15 protein-coding genes are annotated in these 21,635 nt (G+C 65.2%); 7 read left to right on the forward strand and 8 right to left on the reverse strand.

Annotated features, from left to right (window positions below; genetic code table 11):
* Window positions 1-3 precede the first annotated feature (3 nt).
* Window positions 4-3,438, reverse strand: a complete 3,435-nt coding sequence (locus B4920_RS11255) for a bacteriohemerythrin (RefSeq protein WP_079434784.1) — start codon at window positions 3,436-3,438, stop codon at window positions 4-6.
* 203 nt (window positions 3,439-3,641) lie between these two features.
* On the opposite strand from B4920_RS11255, the gene B4920_RS11260 reads away from it, so the two are divergent.
* On the forward strand, window positions 3,642-4,418 hold the full coding sequence (locus B4920_RS11260; RefSeq protein ID WP_079434785.1) for a hypothetical protein: 777 nt from the start codon (window positions 3,642-3,644) through the stop codon (window positions 4,416-4,418).
* An 87-nt stretch (window positions 4,419-4,505) separates the two neighbouring features.
* Here B4920_RS11260 and gatB read toward each other — a convergent pair whose 3' ends face one another.
* The 4 genes from gatB to gatC all read right to left on the reverse strand — a co-directional run bounded on the left by gatB (window position 4,506) and on the right by gatC (window position 8,343).
* Window positions 4,506-5,978, reverse strand: coding sequence for an Asp-tRNA(Asn)/Glu-tRNA(Gln) amidotransferase subunit GatB (gene gatB, locus B4920_RS11265; protein ID WP_079434786.1), 1,473 nt, complete (start codon window positions 5,976-5,978; stop codon window positions 4,506-4,508).
* Between the two features lie 23 nt (window positions 5,979-6,001).
* Window positions 6,002-6,520, reverse strand: a complete 519-nt coding sequence (locus B4920_RS11270) for a hypothetical protein (protein ID WP_079434787.1) — start codon at window positions 6,518-6,520, stop codon at window positions 6,002-6,004.
* An 8-nt stretch (window positions 6,521-6,528) separates the two neighbouring features.
* Window positions 6,529-7,983 (reverse strand): Asp-tRNA(Asn)/Glu-tRNA(Gln) amidotransferase subunit GatA, encoded by a 1,455-nt coding sequence (gene gatA, locus B4920_RS11275; protein ID WP_079434788.1) that lies wholly within the window; start codon window positions 7,981-7,983, stop codon window positions 6,529-6,531.
* A 72-nt stretch (window positions 7,984-8,055) separates the two neighbouring features.
* A complete protein-coding gene (gatC, locus tag B4920_RS11280) occupies window positions 8,056-8,343 on the reverse strand; it encodes an Asp-tRNA(Asn)/Glu-tRNA(Gln) amidotransferase subunit GatC (protein ID WP_079434789.1) in 288 nt (95 codons plus the stop codon).
* 105 nt (window positions 8,344-8,448) lie between these two features.
* Here gatC and B4920_RS11285 point away from each other — a divergent pair, with 105 nt between their 5' ends.
* The 6 genes from B4920_RS11285 to B4920_RS30840 all read left to right on the forward strand — a co-directional run bounded on the left by B4920_RS11285 (window position 8,449) and on the right by B4920_RS30840 (window position 15,176).
* Window positions 8,449-9,492 carry a rod shape-determining protein gene (locus tag B4920_RS11285; protein WP_079434790.1) on the forward strand — a complete coding sequence of 348 codons (1,044 nt, stop codon included), beginning with the start codon at window positions 8,449-8,451 and terminating at the stop codon, window positions 9,490-9,492.
* 111 nt (window positions 9,493-9,603) lie between these two features.
* On the forward strand, window positions 9,604-10,509 hold the full coding sequence (mreC, locus tag B4920_RS11290; RefSeq protein WP_368664718.1) for a rod shape-determining protein MreC: 906 nt from the start codon (window positions 9,604-9,606) through the stop codon (window positions 10,507-10,509).
* 3 nt (window positions 10,510-10,512) lie between these two features.
* Window positions 10,513-11,034 (forward strand): rod shape-determining protein MreD, encoded by a 522-nt coding sequence (mreD, locus tag B4920_RS11295; RefSeq protein ID WP_079434792.1) that lies wholly within the window; start codon window positions 10,513-10,515, stop codon window positions 11,032-11,034.
* A 13-nt stretch (window positions 11,035-11,047) separates the two neighbouring features.
* The gene (mrdA, locus tag B4920_RS11300; RefSeq protein WP_079434793.1) at window positions 11,048-12,952 is read left to right on the forward strand and encodes a penicillin-binding protein 2; all 1,905 of its coding nucleotides are present in this window, start codon (window positions 11,048-11,050) and stop codon (window positions 12,950-12,952) included.
* On the forward strand, window positions 12,945-14,087 hold the full coding sequence (gene rodA, locus B4920_RS11305) for a rod shape-determining protein RodA (RefSeq protein ID WP_079434907.1): 1,143 nt from the start codon (window positions 12,945-12,947) through the stop codon (window positions 14,085-14,087). Before mrdA ends, rodA begins: the two co-directional genes overlap by 8 nt.
* A gap of 42 nt (window positions 14,088-14,129) precedes the next feature.
* Window positions 14,130-15,176, forward strand: a complete 1,047-nt coding sequence (locus tag B4920_RS30840) for a septal ring lytic transglycosylase RlpA family protein (RefSeq protein ID WP_079434794.1) — start codon at window positions 14,130-14,132, stop codon at window positions 15,174-15,176.
* A 439-nt stretch (window positions 15,177-15,615) separates the two neighbouring features.
* Here the strand turns inward: B4920_RS30840 and B4920_RS11315 are convergent, their stop codons facing one another.
* The 3 genes from B4920_RS11315 to B4920_RS11325 all read right to left on the reverse strand — a co-directional run bounded on the left by B4920_RS11315 (window position 15,616) and on the right by B4920_RS11325 (window position 21,635).
* Window positions 15,616-16,032, reverse strand: coding sequence for a hypothetical protein (locus B4920_RS11315; RefSeq protein ID WP_079434795.1), 417 nt, complete (start codon window positions 16,030-16,032; stop codon window positions 15,616-15,618).
* Window positions 16,033-16,082: 50 nt separating this feature from the next.
* The gene (locus B4920_RS11320; protein WP_079434796.1) at window positions 16,083-19,475 is read right to left on the reverse strand and encodes a FecR domain-containing protein; all 3,393 of its coding nucleotides are present in this window, start codon (window positions 19,473-19,475) and stop codon (window positions 16,083-16,085) included.
* A gap of 165 nt (window positions 19,476-19,640) precedes the next feature.
* A complete protein-coding gene (locus B4920_RS11325) occupies window positions 19,641-21,635 on the reverse strand; it encodes a CHASE2 domain-containing protein (RefSeq protein ID WP_079434797.1) in 1,995 nt (664 codons plus the stop codon).

A 21,635-nucleotide genomic window follows, 5' to 3' on the forward strand; every position in this document is an offset into this window, starting at 1 on the left:
CGTTCAGCGCCGCGAGTTGCCGAGGTTGCGCAGCAAGGTGACGAAGAGCAGCTCGGGATCGACGGGTTTCGGGATGAAGTCGTTCATGCCGGCTTCCAGGCAGCGTGCGCGGTCTTCGGCGAAGGCGTTGGCGGTCATCGCGACGATGGGCGTCCGGCTGTGTTGCGGTAGCTGGCGGATCTGGCGGGTGGCATCCAGGCCGTCCAGGTGCGGCATCTGCATGTCCATCAGGATCAGGTCGTAGGGCGAGGCGCTGGCCTGGGCGACGGCTTCGAGGCCGTCGTTGGCGACATCGACCGTCAGGTCCACTTCTTCCAGGAACAGGCGGGCGACTTCCTGGTTGGTGGGTTCGTCCTCCACCAGCAGTACGCGGCGTTGTCCGTAGCGCTGCCTGAGGATGTCGCCGATGTCCTTGTCTGCAGGCACAAGCGTCTCTGCGGGGGCCTGCCGGTCATGCCGCAGGCGGGCGGTGAACCAGAAGGTGCTGCCCTGGCCGGGCGTGCTCTTGGCGCCGGCTTCGCCGCCCATCAGGTCGGCCAGTTTGCGGGTGATGGCGAGGCCCAGGCCGGTGCCGCCGTACTGACGGGTGGTGGAGTTGTCGGCCTGCTCGAAGGCCGAGAACAGGCGGGCCAGCGTGTCGGGGGCAATGCCGATCCCGGTGTCCTGGACTTCGAAGCGGACCCGCGCGCAGTCCGGGCCGTCCGCGTCGACGCGGCAGGACAGGCGGATGCTGCCCGTGTCCGTGAATTTCACGGCATTGGCAAGGTAGTTGAGCAAGGCCTGCTGTAGCCGGGTTGCGTCGCCACGCAGCGGCGGCGCCGGATTGGGGGAGAGGTTGATGCTTAGCTGGAGGTGCTTGGTGTGGGCCCGTTCCTGGACCATCGCGGCGGCGCTGTGCAGCAAGCTGTGCAGATCGATGGGGTCATCGGCGAGCTCCAGCTTGTCGGCTTCGATCTTTGACAGATCTAGCACTGCGTTGATGATTTCCAGCAGGTGCCGGCTGGCGTCCTCGATCTTTGTCAGGCGTTCTTCCTGCCTCATGTCCACGCCGTCCCGGCGCAGCAGGTGCACCATGCCGTTGATGGCATTGAGCGGCGTGCGTATCTCGTGGGACATGTTGGCGATGAAGGAGCTCTTGGCCCGGTTGGCAGCGACGGCGGCTTCCCGCTGGGCACGGGTGCGCTGGGCCCGGATGCCGAAGCCGAGGTTGGCGACCAGCTCTTCGAGCAGGGCGACTTCGTCGCTGGCGAAGGCGTTCGATTCCGCCGCGTAAATGGTCAGTGCGCCGAACACCGTGCTGTCGTAGCGGAGCGGCAGGGCGATCGACGAGCGGTAACCCCGTTGGGTGGCGGCCGTGCGCCAGGGGTTGAGGCTGGGGTTGCTCTCCACGTCCTGGTTGATCTGCGTCTGGCCGGACCTGATGGCGGTGCCGGTCGGGCCGCGGCCGATGTCGATGCTGCTGTCCCAGCTGATCCGGACGTTGTCCAGGTAGCCTTCTTCGTAGCCGGAGCGGGCGACGGGCCGGACCGATTTCTGTGGGTCGTTGTCCGCATAGCCGATCCATGCCATCACGTAGCCGCCGGACTCGACCATCAGGCGGCAGATGTGTTCCAGGAGCGGGTATTCCTCGTCGTCGCGCACCAGCGCCAGATTGCATTCGCTGAGCAGGCGCAGGGCACGGTTCAGGCGGTCTTGCTCTTCGCTGGCCTTCTTGCGGGCGGAAATGTCGGTATGGATGCCGATCATGCGCAGGGGCCGGCCGGCGGCATCCCATTGCACGATCTTGCCGATGGATTCGAGCCAGATCCAGTCGCCCGCATGAGTGCGACGACGGTATTCCATGCATTCCGGGCCGCCGCTCTGCAGGCAGGCGGCGAATCTGGCCTGCAGCGCGGGAGTGTCCTGCGGGTGGATGCTGGCCAGCCAGTTGGCGAGACTGGTTTCGAATTCTTCGGTGGGATAGCCGATGAGTGCGGCGTAGTTGTCACTGACGCTGACCCGGCCGCTGCGCAGGTCCAGGTCGAACCAGCCCTGGTTGGAGGCGCTGAGGGCCAGGCGCAGGCGTTCCTCGCTCTCGCGCAGGGCTTTTTCCGCCTCGGTGCGGGCGGTGATGTCCTTGAAGATGGTGGCGAACTGGCCGGACGCGGGGGAGAACACCGAGATGGTGAACACCTTGTTCATCGGTTCGAAGTGGGACTCGAAGCGTAGCGGCTTGCCGCCCGAGGCGACCTTGGCATAGGCGTCGAGGAAGGGTACCTGGCCGTAGACATCGCTGGCCAGCCGGCCGACGACGTCCTTCTGCGTCAGGCCGAGGATGGCTTCGAAAGCCGGGTTCACGTCCAGGATGAGGTAGTCCCGTGGCTGGCCGTCGGCGCCGAGCACGAGCTGGTGCAGCGCCACGCCTTCCGCCATGGTCGTGTAGAGGGAATGGAATTTCCGCTCACTCTCGCGCAGACCGTCGATGGCGTTCCGGAGATCGGTGATGTCTTCGTATACGCCGAGTACGCCGATGATTTCCCCGGCGTGTCCGGTGAGTGGCACCTTGGACGAGCGCAGGTAGATCTGGCGGCCGTCCGGCGTGGTCTGAGGTTCCTCGTAGCCGAGCTTGGGCTGGCCGGAGGCGATGACAGCCCGGTCGTCGGCCCGGTAGATGTCGGCTTCCGGAGCCCAGGTGAGCGCGTAGTCGTCCTGACCGATCAGTTCTGCCGGCGCCGCCTTGCCGGCATCCTGCGCGAAGAGCGGGTTGCAGCCGAGGTAGCGCAGATCGCAGTCTTTCCAGAAAACACGCAGCGGCACGGTGTCGATGATGGTCTGCAGCAGGGCGCGGGATTTCTCGAGCGCGTCGCGGGCTTCGCTGAGGGCGGCCCTGGCCTGGCGGTGTTCGGTCAGCTCGCGCAGCAGGCGCAGCGTATTGCTGGACAGGGTGGCGTAGATCGACAGGATGATGTCGATCAGCGTCCGGGTCGCACCGCTCATCCGCTGCGCGGCCTGAGCCTTGGCGGCCTCAATGGGCAGGCCGGCCTGAATGGCCTGAACGACGTAGGCCATGCTGCGGTCGGTTTCGAGGATATGGGAGGCCAGCCAGCGGGTCAGAAAACCGAGCGCCTCCTCAGCGACTTCCATCGGCGGGCGGGTGCGCAGGCTGCTGCGGGTCTGCTGGACGTAGTGGACGAAGGCGGCGTGATTGTCCCGGTGGGCGATCTCGTGGGGATCACCACCCATGAACGCGTGCCAGATCTGTTCTTCGGTCTCGAAGTGATAGACGGTGTACGCGGCCAATTCGTCGAACAGTGTGTCGAGGCTCAACTCGCAGGTATCGAGGGCGAGTTGTCCGGCCAGCCGGTTGAGCAAGAGTACCAGCTTGCGGTGCTGCTCATCGATGGTAGGCAGGCCCGTGCTGAAGTTGTCGTCCCACGGGAAGATGTCGATGGTATTCATGGCAGGGCTGCGACGGCGGCGTGCCCGGAATTATTACCCGAATTGGGACAGCGTGACGGTCAATTCGCATGGGGAGCGGACCTTTTACGCAGCTTGATCGCTGACATGGGCCCCGGCAGCCTCCATCCCTTCGCCAATCCATGGCATTGCAGACTGACCGGAAGGCCCGGTACAGTCGCCTGCCCGTCGTCTTGTGGTGAACCATGAACAAACTGATTGCAGAGCTGCAGCGGCTTTTTTTCTATCCCGGCCAGTCGCCGGACGAGGCGTCTTTGTTGAGCGGTGCGGCGCAGGTCTTCGATCCGCAGGGGCCGGACGGCCAGTTGCGGGCGATGGTGCTGGGGGTGAACGGCGCGGAAACCTGGGACTACGTGGCGGCACTATGGCAGGAGGTGCAGGACGACCTGCAGTTGCCGGCGCCGGTCATGGCGGTGTCGGGTGCCGATGGCTTCCAGCTGTGGTTCTCGCTGGCCGAGCCGGTGCCCTTGGCGAAGGCGCACTCGTTCCTGACCGGACTGCGCCGGCGCTATCTGGCGGAGGTTCCCGACACGCGGCTGACGGTATGTCCGGCGGCGGCTGTGAACCTGGTGCCGGCCATCAACGGGGCCAGTGGGAAGTGGTCGGCTTTCATCGATCCATCCATGGGGCGGGTGCTGGCCCACGAGCCGTGGCTGGACATTGCACCGAATCCCGAACGCCAGGCCGATCTGCTGAGCAACTTCCTGCGCATCGAGCGGACGGCCTTCGAACGGGCAGTGGTGCAACTGGCGCCCCCGCCGGTGGTGACGGCGCAGCCGGTGGTGGAGGCAGTGCAGCCCGGGCTACCGGTGCTGCCGACACTGGGCAGCACCGAAAGGCTGGGGGTGGAGGGGCATTTCAGCGATCCGCAGAGCTTTTTGCTGGCGGTGATGAATGATCCGAACGCCAGTGCTGCCCACCGCATCGACGCGGCGAAGGCCTTGCTGCCGTACTGGAAGTAGGGGCAAATTCATTGGCCCTCCGCGCGTGGAGGAACCACCGCGGGCGAATGAATTCGCCCGCACAGGAGCGGCCTCGGGACTGAAGGTTTAGCCGAGCTTCTTCTTGAGCAGCTCGTTGACCTGGGCCGGGTTGGCCTTGCCCTTGGAGGCCTTCATGCACTGGCCGACCAGCGCGTTGAAGGCCTTTTCCTTGCCGGCGCGGAATTCCTCGACGGACTTCTGGTTGGCGGCCAGCACTTCGTCGATGATCGCCTCGATGGCGCCGCTGTCGGTGACCTGCTTGAGGCCCTGGGCTTCGATGACGGTATCGGCGGCGTTTGCGTCATCGCCGCCTTCCTTGTTCCACAGCGCTTCGAAGACCTTCTTGGCGATGGCGTTGGAGATGGTGTTGTCGGCGATGCGCTGTACCAGGCCGGCCAGTTGCAGGGCGCTCACCGGGCTGGCCGTGATGTCCAGCTCGGCCTTGTTGAGGCGTGCGGCGAGGTCACCCATCACCCAGTTGGCGCAGGTCTTGGCATTGGCCGTGCCGGCCGCAGCAACGGTGTCGAGGTAGAACTGGGCGACTTCGCGGCTGGCGGTGAGGGTGGTGGCGTCGTAGGCGGACAGGCCGTATTCGCCCTGGAAGCGGGCCGACAGAGCTTCCGGCAGTTCGGGCAGCTCGCCCCTCACGCGTTCGATCCAGGCGCTGTCGATCACCAGCGGCAACAGGTCGGGGTCGGGGAAGTAGCGGTAGTCGTGGGCGTCTTCCTTGCTGCGCATGGCGCGGGTTTCGCCGGTGTCAGCGTCGAACAGCACGGTGGCCTGCTGGACCTTGCCGCCGTCCTCGATCAGTTCGATCTGCCACTGGATCTCGTAATCGATGGCCTGTTGCAGGAAGCGGAAGCTGTTGAGGTTCTTGATCTCGCGGCGGGTGCCGAATTCGGCCTGGCCGCGGGGGCGCACGGAGACGTTGGCGTCGCAGCGGAAGGAGCCTTCCTGCATGTTGCCGTCGCAGATGTCGATCCAGCGCACCAGCGCGTGCAGGGCCTTGGCGTAGGCGACGGCTTCGGCCGACGAACGCATGTCGGGCTCTGAGACGATTTCGAGCAGCGGCGTGCCAGCGCGGTTGAGGTCGATGCCGGTCATGCCGTGGAAGTCTTCATGCAGGCTCTTGCCGGCGTCTTCTTCCAGGTGGGCGCGGGTCAGGTTGACGACCTTCTCGTAGGCGCCGCCCTTGCCGTCCGGTACCTGCAGGGTGATCTGGCCGCCCTGAACCACCGGCAGCTCGTACTGGCTGATCTGGTAGCCCTTGGGGAGGTCGGGGTAGAAGTAGTTCTTGCGGGCGAAGATGCTCTTCGGCGCGACGGTGGCGCCGATGGCGAGGCCGAAGCGGATGGCCCGCTCGACGGCGCCCTTGTTGAGCACCGGCAGCACGCCGGGCAGGGCGATGTCCACCGCGCAGGCCTGGGCGTTGGGCTCCGCGCCGAAGGCGGTGCTGGCGCCGGAGAAGATCTTGGACTGCGTGTTGAGCTGGGTATGGATTTCCAGCCCGATGACGACTTCCCAGTCGGTTCTGCTCATGATTGCTCTCTAGATTTGGTCGTTCAGTCGCACTTGCCGGTGTTCTTGTCGATCAGCAGCGGCCATACGTAATCGTGGGCGCTGGAAGGGGAACACATGGTGTGGCAGCCGGCGAAGGCTACGGTGATCTGCTCGCCCTGTTCCCACAGCCGCACACGGCATTCGCGGGCGCCTTCCAGTTCGATGGAGGGCAGGGCCTGGGTTTGATGGAGGTTGGCCAGGTCATAGCGGCAGACGCCGCGCTTGGGCATCGTCAGCTCGACGCTGAGGGCCCGCACCTTGGAGTTGAGCACGTCCACAGTGGCCTTGCCGGAGTTGCCGGTCTCGTCGCGGAAGCGGCATTCGGTAGCTACCGTGAAGGTGCGCAGCGGCATCGGTTTGAGGCGGCCGGACGGTGCCGCCGGGGCTTCGGACGGGCGCTGTTCGCCGGGCGCCTGTGGTGCCGTCGACGGCCGCGGTGCAACCGCCGAACAGCCGGCCAGCAGCACCACGGCCAGGCCGGCGGCGATGCGGGAGGTGATAGGACGCGGCACGGCGCTCATCGGAGACCTCAAACGCCGGCCGGCACCCGGGTGTGCCAGTCGGTGTGCTGCTGGTACTGGTGGGCTGCGTTCAGCAGGCGGGCCTCGCCGAAGTAGTTGCCGATCAGCTGCAGGCCTACCGGCAGGCCGCCGGCACCGAAACCGGCCGGGTGCGACAGGCCGGGCAGGCCGGCGAGGTTCACCGCGATGGTGTAGATGTCGGACAGGTACATCTGGACCGGGTCGTCGCTCTTCTCGCCGATGCCGAAGGCCACCGTCGGGCTCACCGGGCCGGCGATCACGTCGCACTGCTGGAAGGCGGCGGCGAAGTCGTTGGCGATCAGGCGGCGCAGCTTCTGGGCCTTGATGTAGTAGGCGTCGTAGTAGCCGTGGGACAGCACGTAGGTGCCGACCAGGATGCGTCGCTTGACCTCGCCGCCGAAGCCTTCGGCGCGGCTCTTGCAGTACATGTCGTTGAGGTCGCCGTAGTCGGCGGCGCGGTGGCCGTAGCGTACGCCGTCGAAGCGGGACAGGTTGGAGCTGGCCTCGGCCGGGGCGATCACGTAGTAGGCGGGGATTGCCAGGCGGGCGTTGGGCAGGTTCACCTCGACGGTGGTGGCGCCGAGCTTGCGGTATTCGGCGATGGCGGCGTCGACGGCGGCACGCACGTCATCGGACATGCCTTCGGCGAAGAATTCCTTCGGCAGGCCGATGCGCAGGCCGGCGAGGGGCTTGGCGAGGTCGCGGCCGAAGTCTTCGGCGCCCTGTTCGAGGCTGGTGGAGTCGCGCGGGTCATGGCCGGCCATGGCGGACAGCAGCAGCGCACAGTCTTCGGCGCTGTAGCCGAAGGCGCCGCCCTGATCCAGCGAGGAGGCGTAGGCGATCATGCCGTAGCGGGACACCCGGCCGTAGGTCGGTTTGATGCCGGTGATGCCGCACAGCGAGGCCGGCTGGCGGATCGAGCCGCCGGTGTCGGTGCCGGTGGCGATCGGCACCATGCGCGCAGCCACCGCCGCGGCGGAGCCGCCGGACGAGCCGCCGGGCACCTTGTCGGTGTTCCACGGGTTGCGGGTCGGGCCGAAGTGGGAGTTCTCGTTGGAGGAGCCCATCGCGAACTCGTCCATGTTGGTCTTGCCGACCATCACCGCGCCGGCCTGCTTGAGCAGGCTGACCACGTGGGCATCGTAAGGGCTGACGAAGTTGGACAGCATCTTCGAGCCGCAGGTGGTGAGCACGCCTTCGGTGCAGAAGACGTCTTTGTGGGCCAGCGGGATGCCGGTCAGCGGGCCGGCGGTGCCGGCGGCCAGGCGTTCGTCGGCAGCCTTGGCGGCGGCCAGCGCGCCGTCACGGTCGACGGTGACGAAGGCGTTGATCCGGGCGTTGCCGGCTTCGATGCGGGCCAGGCTTTCGGTGGCCAGTTCGACGGCGGAAACCTTCTTGTCGCGGAGGGCCGCGGCGATGTCCTTGAGGCTGGATTCGATCATGGTGCGGTGGGCTGCGGTTTGAGCGGTGCTGGGGCGCCGGCCGGGCCGGCGGCGATCAGAGTCCGGTGGGCCTTATTCGATGACCTTCGGGACCAGGTACAGGCCGGCTTCGGTCTGCGGGGCGACGGCCTGGTAAGCGGCGCGGCGGTCGCTTTCGCTGACCGCGTCGTCGCGCAGGCGCTGGGCCAGTTCCTGGGGGTGGCTCATCGGCTCGACCCCGTCGGTATCGACGGCTTGCATCTCCTCGATGAGGCCGAAAATCCCGTTCAGTTTGGCCTGCGTGGCCTCGGCGTCGCCGGCGGCGAGTTCGAGTCGGGCGAGCTTTGCGATGTGGCGGACTTCGTCGAGGGAGAGTGACATGGCAATTTACAAAGTTGCTTAAACGACAAAGGTTTGTAGGTTATCATAAGCGATTCTGTTGCCCCAATTCCCAACTCCCCCAACGGTTTCCGGGATTCTCCACCGATGTTTGGTTCTCTGCGCTCCTACTTCTCGAATGACCTCGCCATTGACCTTGGCACCGCGAACACGCTGATCTACGTCCGGGGAAAGGGCATCGTTCTCGATGAGCCGTCCGTGGTCGCGATCCGTACCGAAGGCGGGCCGAACGCCAAGAAAACCATCCTCGCCGTGGGGATGTCGGCCAAGCAGATGCTGGGCAAGACGCCGGGCAACATCACTGCCATCCGGCCGATGAAGGACGGCGTGATCGCCGACTTCACCGTTACCGAGCAGATGCTCAAGCAGTTCATCAAGAAGGTCCATGACACCCGCCTGTTCTCCCCCAGCCCGCGCATCATCATCTGCGTGCCCTGCGGGTCCACTCAGGTGGAGCGCCGGGCGATCCGCGAATCCGCCCTCGGTGCCGGCGCCAGCAACGTGTACCTGATCGAGGAGCCGATGGCCGCAGCGATCGGTGCCGGCATGCCGGTGGCCGATGCGACCGGCTCGATGGTCGTCGATATCGGCGGCGGCACCACCGAGGTGGGTGTGATCTCCCTCGGCGGCATGGTCTATGCGGGTTCGATCCGCGTCGGCGGTGACAAGTTCGACGAGTCCATCGTCAATTACATCCGCCGCAACTACGGCATGCTGATCGGCGAGACCACCGCCGAAGCGATCAAGAAAGGCATCGGCTCGGCCTTCCCGGGTTCCGAGGTGCAGGAGATGGAAGTCAAGGGCCGCAACCTGGCCGAGGGTATTCCGCGCGCCTTCACGATTTCCTCCAACGAGATCCTCGAAGCCCTCACCGAGCCCCTCAATCAGATCGTTTCCGCGGTCAAGATCGCCCTTGAGCAGACGCCGCCCGAACTGGGCGCCGACATCGCCGAGCGTGGCATGGTGCTGACTGGCGGCGGCGCGTTGCTGCGCGACCTGGACCGTCTGCTGATGGAAGAAACCGGCCTGCCGGTGATCGTTGCCGACGATCCGCTCACCTGCGTGGTCCGCGGCTCGGGCATGGCCCTCGAAAAGATGGACCAGCTCGGTTCCATCTTTACCAGCGAGTAAGCGTCGGCGACGACCAGGGCGCCCGCGGTGAACGTTTCGTTCCTCCGCGTGCGCCGCCGACCCGGGCCAGTCCCGGGCGTGGTCGTTGCGTGATCGCCGAGCGAACTGTCGATGGTCGGCCATTCGCCCCCTCCTTTCTTCAAACGCGGGCCTGCGCCGCTGGCCAAGCTCGTGTTTTTCGTGCTCGTCTCGTTGGGCTTGCTGGTCAGCGACCTCAATCTGCGTTACCTGGATGCCTTCCGCCAGGGCCTGTCGGTGCTGGCCTACCCGATGCAGATGGCGGCCGCCACGCCGGCGGACTTCGTGCGCAATGCGTCGGACTACTTCGCGTCCTTGGTCCGCCTGCAGATCGAGAACAAGGAACTCAAGCGCCAGCAGTTGCAGGGCGCCGAGCGTCTGTTGCGCCTCGACCAAATTGAGCAGGAGAACCGCCACCTGCGTGAGTTGCTGGAGGTGCGGGAGCGCCAGAAGGTCAATTCGGTGGTGGCCGAGATCATGTACACCGCCAAGGATCCGTTCTCGCGCAAGGTGATTCTCGACAAGGGCACCCAGGCCGGCATCGAGGCCGGCCAGGCGGTGGTGGACAACGTCGGCGTGGTCGGCCAGATCACCCGGGTCTTTCCGATGCAGTCCGAGCTGACCCTGTTGACCGACAAAGACCAGGCAATCCCGGTGATGGTCGTCCGCAACGGCCTGCGGGCGGTGCTTTTCGGTGCCGGCAACGGCCTGATGGAGCTGCGCTACCTGGCCGCCAACGCTGATGTGCAGCCCGGCGACAAGGTGGTGACCTCGGGCCTCGACGGCGTTTTCCAGCAGGGGCTGCCGGTGGCAACGGTGGCGCGGGTCGAGCGCGATCAGGCCCAGGCCTTCGCCCGCATTCCGTGCCTGCCGGCGGCCGGCGTCGAGCAGTTCAGCCACGTGCTGGTGCTCGGCCAGCGGGCCAACGTGCTGCCCCGTCCACCCGAGGTGGAGGTCATCAACAAGGGCAAGGGGCGCAAGTCCCGCGCGAGGGAGTAGGCGATGCAACCGACCAACCGTTCGAGCCGAATCCTGCTGCCGGTGAAGATGTGGTTCGTCTATACGACGCTTTTCTTCGCGTTGTTCCTCAACTACATTCCCACAGGTCATCTGCCGGCGGTGCCGGACTTCGTTGCGCTGGTGCTGGCCTTCTGGTGCGTGCGCGAGCCGCTCAAGATCGGCATCGGAGCCGGTTTCGTCTTTGGTCTGCTGACCGACATCGGTGTCGGTGCGGCGCTGGGGCAGCATGCTTTCGCCTACGTATTGCTGGCCTATGCATCCAATGAGCTGGCCCGCCGGGTGCTGTGGTTCACGCCGGTGGAGCAGGCCTTGCACGTGCTGCCGCTGCTGTTCCTGACGCAGGTGGTGATGGTCGTCGTGCGCCTGCTGGCGGGGGCCGAGTTCCCGGGCTGGTGGATGTTCTTCGGCAGCTTCGTCGGTGCCCTGTTGTGGATCCCGCTGCATTACGTGCTGCTGCTGCCCCAGTATCAGCCGGTCGAGCGGGACGAGAACCGGCCGATCTAGTGCCTATCGTTCCATGACCGGTATCCGTACCCCCGAGCAAGAGCTCGCCCGCTTTCGTAACCGTCTGGCAGTGGCGGGCGTGGTGGCGGTGGTGTGTTTCGCCTTGCTGGCGGCACGCTTCTTCTACTTGCAGGTGGTCCGCTACGACTATTACTCCACGCGTGCGGAGGACAACCGGATCTCCCTGGTGCCGGTGGTGCCGAACCGCGGGCTGATCATGGATCGCAACGGTACGGTGCTGGCCCGCAACTATTCGGCTTATACGCTGGAGATCACACCGTCCAAGGTTGCGGATCTGGATGCGACCATCGAGGCGCTCTCCAAGCTGGTGGATATCCAGCCGAAGGACCGCCGCCGCCTCAAGAAGTTGATGGACGAGAGCAAGAGCTTCGAGTCCCTGCCGATCCGCAACCGTCTGTCGGACGAGGAAGTGGCACGCTTCATCGCCCAGCGTTACCGCTTCCCCGGCGTCGAGCTGAAGGCCCGTCTGTTCCGTGATTACCCGATGGGTAATCTGGGTGCTCACCTGGTCGGCTACATCGGCCGCATCAACGACCGCGACCTGGAGCGCATCGAGGAGAACGAGGATTCGGCCAACTACCGTGGTACCGATCACATCGGTAAAGCCGGCCTCGAAAAGAGCTACGAAAGGGAACTGCACGGGACTACAGGCTTCGAGGAGGTTGAGGTGGATTCCGGCGGCCGGGCGGTGCGGGCCTTGCGCCGGACCAACGCGACACCGGGCAACAACCTGATCCTGACCATCGATCTCAAGCTGCAGGAGGTGGTGGAGAAGGCCTTCGGCAACCGGCGTGGCGCCCTGGTGGCGATCGAGCCGGGTTCGGGTGGCATCCTGGCGCTGGTGTCGGTGCCGACCTTCGATCCCAACTTGTTCGTAGACGGCATCGGCGCCCAGGACTGGGATGAACTGAACAACTCGCCGGATCATCCGCTGGTCAACCGGGCGCTCAACGGCGCTTATCCGCCCGGTTCGACCTTCAAGCCCTTCCTCGCCCTGGCGGCCCTGATGAGCGGCAAGCGCACGCCGGGGCAGGCGATTGCCGATCCGGGTTTCTACGATTTCGGTGGACACCATTTCCGCGACGACAAGCCGGGTGGTCACGGCATGGTGGACATGTACCGTTCCATCGTGCAGTCCTGCGACACCTACTACTACCGCCTGGCCAACGACATGGGCATCGACCTGATTGCCTCGCTGATGGGGCAGTTCGGTTTCGGTAGCCGGACCGGTATCGACATCGAAGGCGAGAGCAGCGGTGTGCTGCCGTCGCCGGAATGGAAGCGCAAGCGTTTCAAGCGGCCGGAGCAGCAGAAGTGGTTTGGCGGCGAGACCATTTCCATCGGTATCGGTCAGGGCTACAACGCCTACACGCCGCTGCAGCTGGCCCACGCCACCGCTACGCTGGCGGCTGGCGGTGTGATGTACAAGCCGCATCTGGTGAAGTACATCGAGAGCGCCAAGGATGGCTCCCGCCAGGTCATCGAGCCGCAGCCTGTCAAGACCATCCCGATCAAGCCGGAGCACCTGGAGACGATCCGCCGGGCCATGGTGGGCGTGAACAAGGAGGGGACCGGCGCACGGGCTTTTGCCGGCGCGCCCTACCTGTCGGCCGGCAAGACCGGCACGGCTCAGGTGTTCTCACTGAAGGGTGGCAAGTATTCGGCGAAGATCAATGAACGTCTGCGCGATCACGCGCTGTTCATTGCCTTCGCGCCGGCCGACAAGCCGACCATCGCCCTTGCGGTGCTGGTGGAGAACGGCGGTTTCGGGGCCCAGTCGGCAGCCCCGATTGCCCGGGCGGTGATGGATTACTACCTGCTCGGCAAGCTGCCAGCCGGCATGGCGGCCGAAGACCCGGGCGCCGAAGCACCGACAGGAGACGGTGGCGGTGACTGATTTCCGTTTCAGTCTGCGCAAATGGCTGATGGGCCTTCTTTCGCCTCTCGACGGGCCACTGGCCCTGATCGTGCTGGCGATCCTGGGGTTCTCGACGGTGGTCATGGTCAGTGCGTCACCGGAGCGCCTGGATACCCTCGCGATGAACATTGGGGTGGCTTTCGTCGTGATGTGGACGGCCGCCCGCATCCCCCCGCAGCGCATGATGAGCGTGGCCTTGCCCTTGTATGTGCTGGGTGTCTTGCTGCTGATCGGAGTGGCTTTGTTCGGCGATGTCTCGAAGGGCGCCCGCCGCTGGCTCAACATCGGGGTCGCACGCATCCAGCCATCCGAGTTGATGAAGATCGCTATGCCGCTGATGCTGGCGTGGTATTTCCAGAGCCGGGAAGGCATGCTGCGGGTGAGGGATTTCTTCGTGGCTGCTGCATTGCTGCTGGTGCCGGTAGGCCTGATTGCCAAACAGCCTGATTTGGGAACGGCGATCCTGGTGGCGGCGGCGGGTTTCTACGTGCTGTTCTTCGCCGGTCTGACCTGGCGGCTGATTCTGCCGGTGGCGCTGGTGGGGATTGTCGGCATTGGAGCAATCGTGGCAATGGGGGACACCATCTGCCAGCCGGATGTGGTGTGGCCGGGGCTGCGCGATTACCAGAAGCACCGGGTGTGCACTTTGCTGGATCCGACCTCCGATCCGCTCGGCAAGGGTTTTCACATCATCCAGTCCACAATCGCCATTGGCTCGGGCGGCGTGATGGGCAAGGGGTGGGGCAGGGGCACTCAGACGCATCTCGATTTTCTGCCCGAGCGTCATACGGACTTCATCTTCGCGGTGCTCACCGAAGAATTTGGACTTGCCGGCGCCCTGCTTCTTGCGGTACTGTATATCCTATTGATTTTTCGCGGCCTTTTTATAGCCGCTGGTGCCCCGACCCTGTTCTCGCGCCTGCTTGCCGGCGCACTTACGCTTATATTCTTCACTTATGCGTTTGTGAACATGGGCATGGTGAGCGGAATTCTCCCCGTTGTCGGGGTTCCGCTGCCCTTCGTCAGTTACGGCGGCACTGCACTCGTTACCCTTTGTCTAGGCGTTGGAATGCTCATGAGCATACAGCGCCACCGGCGTCGGGTAGGCACCTGAACCCGCGCGCGCTGAAGCGCGCGCCCGAACAGGAAGAGCGTCATGCCCCCTGTAGCGATGTTTCGTCGCGCCAGCTTCGTGCTGGCGCCCTTCTGTAGCGCCCTCCTGCTGGCCGGTTGTGCCGGCATTCCTAAACAAGACCCCGTGGCAGAAGCTCCGGTGGTCGGGCAACTGCACGTTCAGGCGCCGCCAACGGGCCTCAAACCGGTTCAGACGGTTCCTGTCGTGAGTGCTCGCCTGCGTTATGCCGCGAGCGAAGATGTATCGGCCCTGTCGGAGGAAAAAGGGGGGCTGGTGGCGCCGGTGTTTGAGAAGGGCGACTATGCGCTGGCCCGGGGGCCCGTCCTGGGCAATAACGCCAGTGCGTTCCGTGAGACGGGGTTGGCGAGCTGGTATGGCAAGGCCCTGCAGGGACGTCGTACCTCCAGTGGCGACCCTTACGATATGTATGCGCTGACCGGCGCCCACCCGAGCTTGCCGATTCCCAGTTATGTGCGGGTGACCAACCTCGCCAACGGGCGTTCGGCGATTGTCCGCATCAACGATCGAGGCCCGGTGCATCCCGGGCGGATCATCGACCTCTCGTACGCAGCGGCGTACAAGCTCGGTTTCACCGACCAGGGGCATGCGAACGTCGAAATTGCCCTGGTTTTGCCGGAAGACGTGGCGATGGTCCAGCTGCGTCGGCCGGTGCCGCCGCTGGCACGCCGAAAGGCGACTGCGCCTGTGCAGCAGCTGGCCCGTCAGCCGGCGCCGGCATCTCCGCCGCGGGTGGCCATCGAACCCGCGGTGGCAGCGGTATCGCCGCAAGCTGCCCCGGTTCATCCGGGAGCCCCGCGTGCGGAGCGCGGGAGCGAAGGCGTGTTCCTGCAACTGGGGGCGTTTGCCACACCGGTCAATGCGGAGAACTTCAAGGGTTTCGTCGAGCACGAGCTCAAATGGCTCAAGGAGTCCGTGTCGGTGCTGGCCTCCGAGGGCAAGTACCGGCTCCAGTTGGGGCCTTTCGCTTCTGCTCTGGAGGCGCGGGAGATTGCCGACCGGATTGCCACCACTTTGAAGCTGAAGCCGGTTGTCAAGGCACGCGACTAGCTACCAGTCGGGGATGGCGGAGTCGGGAGTGGCACCCTTCACAGGTGAAAGGTGACTTTGCCTGCTTCGCGGTCGGGCCGTTGTGCCTAAGCTTGCGGGGTTCGGGTCGAGAGTCGGGTGATGCCCCTTTTTTCTGATGGCCCGTGTTTTCCGGAAGTCTGGATCCATGGCCATATCCCATACTCACTTTTCATCGTCCGCTGGAAGCCACTCGCCGTTGCCCATCGACCTGGGGTGGCCTGTAGCCCCAGGCCAGGAACTCGATCTGGAGGAGATGCCCGATGAAATCGATCTGCTTGCCGTGCTGTGGTCACAGATTCGCTGCTATCGTCTGCAGTACCATCCGGTCACGCACCCTGGGCATTGAATTTTCCGGCAGTCCCAAATGAAATGAGCCGCGATTCGCGGCTCATTTCATTTGGGACTGCCAGTGCGTTTCTCAGTACGGAGGCGTGCAGCCGGCGGGGTACCAGATCCGCATGGGAACGCCACCGAACCAGACAATGTATGAGCCCTGGCAGGGGGTTCCGTCCTTGGCCTTGGGGCCATCCGTGTTGCCCTTGGCGTCGCCGCTGTCACATTCAGGCAGTGTAGTCTTTTTTGCCTTGGCGGCGTTCGCCGCTTTGCTCATGACACAGGCCTGGGTGGGCTTGCCCTTGGCATCCAGAGGAACGACTTCGCCGTTCTTGCCGAAGACCACGGCACCGGTGATGTCGGCGGGGGCGAGCACACCCTTGGTGAATTGTCCCAGGTTGCCGGCGGCAAACGCCGGTGTCTGGATGAGCGCACTGGCCATCAGGCCGGCGACGAGCAGGGAGGCGCGCTGCACGGTGCGGGAAGTCGGGAACAGACTCATGCTTGTGGATCTCCACATCGGTTATTGGGGGTGATCGCTCCCATCCGTCCTCAGAAGCGCAGGCTGCCCTGCAGCAGCGCGGTGCGCTGTGGGTAGAACAGCGGAATCTTCGGGTCGCCGTTCAAGTCTGTATTCTGAAAGCGGAATTGACGATCAAATATATTGTAAATGCCCAATGAGACGGTCAGGCGATTACTTGCCACGGGGATCGAGAAACGCAGGTTGGTCACCGAGAACTTCGAGCTGGCCGCGGTTTCGCCAGCGGTGCTGGAGAGGCGCGCGGCATGCTGGTCGACAGTCCAGTGCTCAATGAGGGTGTCGGTGGGGCCAGTCTTGATCCACAGGCGAGCCGGCAGCAGATCGGTGCGGACCTTGTACGGATTGAAGCTGTCGCGCAGGGCGGTGTCCTCTCGGGCTTTGATTTCTTCGTGACGCCATTCGAGACTGAACGCGACGCGCTGGCCGAAAGGCAGCGTGATGTGGGCGCGATGGAGTTGTTCTTTCCAGGGTTCCAGATCAAGAGTGCTGCTGAGGCCTGGCATCGGTACATCCATGTGGCGGGCTGAAACCTCAACTCCAGTATTGATGCCACCGCCGAAACTCTGTTCGATGCCGAACGCCGCACGCCGCCAACGGGTGCCGTTAGTGTCGTCGAACGCTTGGTTGAAGCCGGCGAACTGCGTGGGCGCGAGGCTTTCCCGATCGTATTTTGAGCCCGAGACGCCCTGTATGAACGCGGCGCGCACGTTGGTGCCGCTCGCAAGCCGGGCGACGATGCCCAGCTTGCCGTTGAGGCGTTCGCTCTGCGTGTTGTCGAGTTCGCTCAGACGGATATACTCGGCACCGCCGTGTAGTGTGACGGTCGGGTGGAGACGCCACTGGCCATAGCTGAATACGGTGTCGCGGTCGCCCCTGAGCTTCGTTGTCGGCAGTGTGTAAGTGCCCAGCACCATGCTGGGGTCCGCACTGGAGGCAAAGGACAGGTTGATGTTTTGGGTGCCGGACAGGCGGAAGGCGCTGGCACCCACGGCGATACTGCCGCGCTCCCGTTGCAGGGAATACAGGGCCGACATCCCCTTGCTGCGCTGTCCCAACGTCGCATCAAAGTTATTGTCCAGGCCCTCGCTCTGGAAGAGTTCCAGCGCGCTTTCGCGGATGCGCTGAGTGTTGACCTCGGCAATGAATTCTTCGCCGTTGCCGAAGGCGTGGCGCAGGCCGATACGCTGCAGGTCGTTGATGATGCGATGGTCCGTGCCGATCGGACCGTCGAACAGGGATTTGTCGATATCGCCGCTGTTGCGCTCGGTATGGCGGATTTCACCCAGCAGCATGGTGTCGGGTGTCAGCGCAAGCTGCGCATTGATCCGGCCACCACTGAGATGGGTGTCGGCCATGCGTTCGTTGAGGCCGCGGCCCCGGTAGTCGAAGGCGCCGAGGGAGATCTGTCCGCGCTCCCAGGAATGGGACGCCACCACGCTGCCTGACTGCGTGTCTCGGCTGCCGCCCGCCAGGGTGGCGGCGAAGCGATCAGGCTTGCGGTCGAAGAAGGCGGTGGCTTCCTCCGGTGATGCCGCACGAGGCCCGTCGAGGATGGGGAGCGGTGGCATCACGAACTGGGGGGGCAACGGCCACTGGCCGATGGGCTGGCGCAGTTGCGCCTGCAGCAGTTCTCCCAGGCGCGCCGTCTCGAAACGCGGCGTCTCCGCATAGGCGTCGGCCAGCAGACGGTGAGCCGCCGCGCTTTGGACGTCGTCCTCGATCGCGTTCATGGCCGTGGCCTGGGCGGCGGCGGCGAAGCCCACCTGTTGATAGGCTGCACCGAGATTGGCCGTGCGGGCAGCCCGGTCCTGGTCGAGCAGTTCGCTGGAGCGCAGCACGTTGCGGTTGTCATTGCGGAGCAGGGCCTCCTCGCCATTGCGGATGGCGGCCAGTGGCTCACGCTCGAGAAGCTTCAGGAATGCGTCGAAATACCAGGGGGTCGGCGAGGCCGGGTCGAGGCGGCGGGCCAGATCGAACTGGGCGCCGGCCACCTTGTTGCGGGCTTCTTCCAGATAGGCCCGGCCCAGGTAGCTGCGGAGCTCGGCATTGCTGGGGTCGAGAAGGGCGGCGATTTCGACCTCGCGACGCCCACCTTCGGTGTCGCCCAGACGCATGAGCGCCAGTCCGAGCCCGAAATGCGTCAGCGGATCACTATCGTCGGCTTCGAGTGCCGTGACGAAGTCGGTGCGGGCCGCCTCGGTCTCGCCGTGCAGCAGGCGGGCGAAGGCGGCCAGAGCACGGGCACGCCGGGTGTCGGGGTCCAGGGCCAGAACGCGGCGGGCGGCTTCGCCGCCGGCTGCGCCGTGGCCAAGGCTCAGCTCGAGCTCGGCGCGGCGTGCCCATGCAACCGCGTCGTTGGGGGCCAGCAGGGTGGCACGTTCGGCTACGTTCAAGGCTTCCGGCAGGTGGCGGGTGGCCTGCAGGGTGTAGCTCAGGGCCAGATGGGCGGCAACGGATGCCTCGTCGAGGTCCATGGCCCGTTGGGCGGCGGCTTCCGCCAGCGTATTTTCGTTACGTGCCACGTGTACGATGGACTCGATGGCCGCCAGCGACGGGTGGCGCTCCCCTGCGCGGGAGGTGAGCAGGGCCGTGGCTTCGTCGACCCGCCCCAGGCCTAGCAGAATGCCCGCCTTGAGCGCTGCAACGGCGGGGTCGGATACCGGTGCCGACCCGAGGGTGTCGAGGGCTGCCAGGAAATGCCCGCGGTCGGCCTCGCGTTGAGCCGTCTCAAGCGTTCGTCGTAGCGCTTCGGGCTGGCGGGCAAGTTCGTTGGCTCCGAGGCGTGCAACCTGGGGGTAGTGAATGGCCCAGGCGACGGCATCCAGCGGGCGAACGGAGATAGTGCCGGGGGCGCTGCCTGCGTGCGCCTCGATGGCCTCGCCGGGCCCCAGGACTCTTTCGCCGGCGGCATTGCCCGTGCGGACACGGCCTTCTGCCACCACGACCTGGGCCTCCTGCTCATGGCTGGCGACGGTGAATTCGGTGCCATCCACCAGCGCATTGACGAACGGTGTGATAACGCCGAAGCGCTTGCTGAAGCGGCTGATGACATGAACGATGCCCTGGCTGAGGCTCAGTTCGCCGTTATCGGCGGCCGGCGGCAGTGTCAGAGTGGTGTTCTGATCGAGGCGGACCAGAACGTTCTGGCTCAGCACCACCGCTGCACGACCGGGGCCACGCACGGCAAGCTGGTCGCCGGGGCACAGGGTCTGGCGTGGTGTTGCGGTTTGCCAGTTGCCGCCTGCGCTGCTGCGGACTTCGACCCGTCCTTCGAGGGCTGTCAGCGTGCCGGCCTTCTGTTCGCAGGCGTCCGCCTCCAGCGCCATGATGGCGAGAGCGACCGCCAGGCCGAGCTGGCGGGGGCGTAGTGAAAAATTGCGCTGAGCGGGGAAACTTGGCTCCATTACAACTGTACCGGATCGAATTTGTGGGGTCTTCGGCAAGACCGTGCAGATGCAATATTAACTGCAAATCTCTGCTGGATGCGTATCGGTTCGATGTTTAAGTCATTGTCTTATTGAGAAAAAATGCTAAGTGTATCGTTCTGTTACGCAACTTTCGGCGTAGGCTTACTTGCTGGTCATGACAATGTGCCCGTCCCTGTCGGGTAGCGCTGAGCCGGCCAGGTGGTCATGACAGCGCTGCAGATAAAAGCGGGCGGGGCCGTCGTTCGGCAGGTGTTCCAGCACATGCTGCAGGTGAGCGACTGCGGCTTCTGGCGCATCGCTGATGTAGGCCGTGCGGGCGGTCTCGAAGGCTTCTGTCAGCCCCGCCGCGAGCGGGGTGGGCAGGATTTCGTGGAGCTCGAGCGGCGCGCGCTTGCCGACCAGGGCGAAGGCTCCGAGGGCGCGTGCATAGCCGTGTTTGGTGCTGTCACGGCCGTGGGATACGACGGCCGCTGACGCCAGGATGTGCGTTCCGAGGGGCTTGTTGCCGCCCTGGATACGGCTCGATGTATTGACGATGTCGCCGACCACCCGCAGTTCCCGGTGTTGGTCGCTGCCGACCTCGCCCAGAAAGACCGGTCCGTAGTGGAGGCCGAAGCGCGTCTTCAGGGCGCCTGGCGTGTTTCCCTCGTTCATGCAGCGGTGCAGGGCCAGGGCGGCGGCGCGGGCCCTGCTGCAGGCGTCTGCGGCGGAGTCGTCGGCGAGCCACAGGCACATGGCGGAATCGCCGACGATGTCCATGACATGACCGCCATGAGCCTCCACGAGGGGGATGAAGATCGCGAAGTAACGGTTGAGCGTGTCGCGGGTGGCTTCCGGGCTGAGGCCTTCGGACAGGCTGGTATAGGACTCGATATCGCTGCACAGACATACGCCGTGGGCCGTGCGGCCGCCGTCATGGCCCTGCAGCAACGCTGCGAGCTTGGCGTTGCCTTGGCTGCTGAGACCCCGGTCGAGGGCCCTGATGAGCTGGCGTTCCCGTTGCCGGGCGGCGCGCATGTGCAGCGTGAGGCCGCCGGCCATGGCAATCAGTGGTGCAATGGCGGCGGGCAGGATGACGGGCAACCAGAGATGGGCCCAGGTGAAGCAGGCATAGGCGACGGCGAGCCAGCCGAGGGCCAGGCCCACCGTGATTGCCAGGGCCTGCCGGGTACTGGCCAAGCGCCACGGCAGCGCGAGCAGCAAGCCCCAGGCCAGCACGCCGGCGGCCATGCCGGCCGGGGGCGGACGCTCCAAGCTGGAATCCTCGAGCAGGTTGCCGAGTGCGGTGGCGCACAGCTCGACACCGCTGATGTCGAGGCCGTCGGGCGTGCTGTAGGGCGTCCGGAACATATCGGCCTGGCGCGACTGGTTGAACTCGGAAAAGCCGATCAGCACCGCCTTGCCGCGGAAGGCCGCGTCTCCGGCGGCCGGGTCGGCCGCCAGTTCGAGGGCCGTGGAGTAGGGGATGGTGCGGATGCTGCCGATGGGGCCGTAGAGGTTGAGGATGCGGCGTTGCCCGTCGTGCTGCCCTTCGTTGCCATGGCCCATGCGCCGGGCCATCAGAAGGGGGAGCGAAGGCCGGTCGCCGACGCTGGGGACGGCGCTCCAGAATTCGATGACGCCGTCCGGGGTTTTCGGCATGATGAAGGGGCCGCTGGCCCAGGCCGCATCGCGCAGCAGGGGCTGGGCCTGGGTCAGACGATCCACGCTGGCCAGGACTTCGCCGCGGGGGCCGGTGACGGACTCGCGGGTGATGCCCTCGATGAGCGTCACGTTGCCTGCCCTGCGCAGGGCGTCGGCCAACGCCCGGTCGTCGGCGGGTTCGCGTTCCCTTTCGAACAGCACATCGAAACCGATGGCTTTCGCGCCCCTCTCGGCCAGGCCATTCACGAGACGTGCATGCAGGCCCCGGGGCCAGCGTTCGGGACGGGGAGACTGGCCGAGGTCCCGGGCCGAGCGGGAATCGAGGGTTATAATCGTGACCGATTCGGGTGCCGGGCGAGGACCACGGAGCGCATAGAGCAAATTGAGGCCTGCGCCGTTCTCCAATTCCTGGGCTGGCGAGAAGAAAACCACCGCCAGCACCAGCAATGTGGTCAGCAGGAGTCCAGCGAGGGGTTTGTCTGGGAACGGCAT

Origin of the sequence: Zoogloea sp. LCSB751, assembly GCF_002028455.1 — a bacterium.
Taxonomy (GTDB): domain Bacteria; phylum Pseudomonadota; class Gammaproteobacteria; order Burkholderiales; family Rhodocyclaceae; genus Zoogloea.